At 61.9% G+C, this 667-nt stretch carries 1 pseudogene; it reads left to right on the top strand.

What is annotated here, in order from left to right:
* Positions 1-667, top strand: a pseudogene (locus tag ASG38_RS04310) (T9SS C-terminal target domain-containing protein); the annotation flags it as partial.

Genomic DNA, 667 nt, shown 5'->3' with positions numbered 1-667 from the left:
CACGCCCGACTACGGGTTCATACTCGCGGGAAGCTCCCTCTCCAAAAAGACCGGAAACAAGACAGAGGCCGCCGCGGGCGACCTCGACTACTGGGTATGGAAGATGGACGAAAAGGGGGAACTCGACTGGCAGAAATCCTTCGGCGGCTCCGGTGCCGACCTGCTCCAGTCCGTAAGGCTCACCCGTGACGGCGGTTTCATCCTCGCCGGCACGTCAGACTCGCCAAAAGGGGAACAGAAGAAGGAGGACGGCTTCGGAAAGGAAGACTTCTGGATAATAAAACTCAACGCCAAGGGAGGCGAGCAGTGGCAGCGCACCATAGGCAGCTCCGGACAGGAACTGCTGCAGAGCGTCGTGCCCACCTCCGACGGCGGATACCTGCTGGCAGGCTCCTCAAGCTCTGCCAGGAGCGAGAAGCTTGCCGCAGGGCAGCCCGACCCGTTCGGGAAATCCGAGGCCGGGTTCGGCAGCCTCGACTACTGGGCCGTGAAGCTCGATTCCGAAGGGAAGATTGAATGGCAGAAGGTTTTCGGGGGACAGTATGCCGACCAGCTCCGGAGCGCCGTGCAGACACGCGACGGCGGGTACCTGCTGGGAGGCTCCTCCAACTCGCCGGAATCCGGAAACAAGTCCGAGAAGTGCTACGGCATGTCGGACTACTGGGTG

The organism is Flavobacterium sp. Leaf359 (assembly GCF_001423985.1).
GTDB classification, from domain to species: Bacteria; Bacteroidota; Bacteroidia; order Flavobacteriales; family Flavobacteriaceae; genus Flavobacterium; species Flavobacterium lindanitolerans.
Note: the sequence above shows the minus strand (reverse complement) of the source record. Positions and strands in the feature narration are given on the sequence as shown.